Consider the following 1491-nt stretch of genomic DNA (forward strand, 5'->3'; position numbering starts at 1 on the left):
CGAGCGGCGGACGGGTGAGTAATGTCTGGGAAACTGCCTGATGGAGGGGGATAACTACTGGAAACGGTAGCTAATACCGCATAACGTCGCAAGACCAAAGAGGGGGACCTTCGGGCCTCTTGCCATCAGATGTGCCCAGATGGGATTAGCTAGTAGGTGGGGTAACGGCTCACCTAGGCGACGATCCCTAGCTGGTCTGAGAGGATGACCAGCCACACTGGAACTGAGACACGGTCCAGACTCCTACGGGAGGCAGCAGTGGGGAATATTGCACAATGGGCGCAAGCCTGATGCAGCCATGCCGCGTGTATGAAGAAGGCCTTCGGGTTGTAAAGTACTTTCAGCGGGGAGGAAGGTGTTGAGGTTAATAACCTCAGCAATTGACGTTACCCGCAGAAGAAGCACCGGCTAACTCCGTGCCAGCAGCCGCGGTAATACGGAGGGTGCAAGCGTTAATCGGAATTACTGGGCGTAAAGCGCACGCAGGCGGTCTGTCAAGTCGGATGTGAAATCCCCGGGCTCAACCTGGGAACTGCATTCGAAACTGGCAGGCTAGAGTCTTGTAGAGGGGGGTAGAATTCCAGGTGTAGCGGTGAAATGCGTAGAGATCTGGAGGAATACCGGTGGCGAAGGCGGCCCCCTGGACAAAGACTGACGCTCAGGTGCGAAAGCGTGGGGAGCAAACAGGATTAGATACCCTGGTAGTCCACGCCGTAAACGATGTCGACTTGGAGGTTGTGCCCTTGAGGCGTGGCTTCCGGAGCTAACGCGTTAAGTCGACCGCCTGGGGAGTACGGCCGCAAGGTTAAAACTCAAATGAATTGACGGGGGCCCGCACAAGCGGTGGAGCATGTGGTTTAATTCGATGCAACGCGAAGAACCTTACCTACTCTTGACATCCAGAGAACTTTCCAGAGATGGATTGGTGCCTTCGGGAACTCTGAGACAGGTGCTGCATGGCTGTCGTCAGCTCGTGTTGTGAAATGTTGGGTTAAGTCCCGCAACGAGCGCAACCCTTATCCTTTGTTGCCAGCGGTCCGGCCGGGAACTCAAAGGAGACTGCCAGTGATAAACTGGAGGAAGGTGGGGATGACGTCAAGTCATCATGGCCCTTACGAGTAGGGCTACACACGTGCTACAATGGCGCATACAAAGAGAAGCGACCTCGCGAGAGCAAGCGGACCTCATAAAGTGCGTCGTAGTCCGGATTGGAGTCTGCAACTCGACTCCATGAAGTCGGAATCGCTAGTAATCGTAGATCAGAATGCTACGGTGAATACGTTCCCGGGCCTTGTACACACCGCCCGTCACACCATGGGAGTGGGTTGCAAAAGAAGTAGGTAGCTTAACCTTCGGGAGGGCGCTTACCACTTTGTGATTCATGACTGGGGTGAAGTCGTAACAAGGTAACCGTAGGGGAACCTGCGGTTGGATCACCTCCTTACCTTAAAGAACCTGCCTTTGCAGTGCTCACACAGATTGTCTGATGAA

Annotated in this window: 1 rRNA gene; it reads left to right on the plus strand. The window is 54.5% G+C overall.

Going from position 1 to position 1491, the window contains the following annotated elements:
- Positions 1-1444 (plus strand): 16S ribosomal RNA (locus tag B498_RS02855); the annotation flags it as partial.
- Positions 1445-1491 lie beyond the last annotated feature (47 nt).

Source organism: Enterobacter sp. SST3 (assembly GCF_000286655.1).
Lineage (GTDB): Bacteria > Pseudomonadota > Gammaproteobacteria > Enterobacterales > Enterobacteriaceae > Enterobacter > Enterobacter roggenkampii.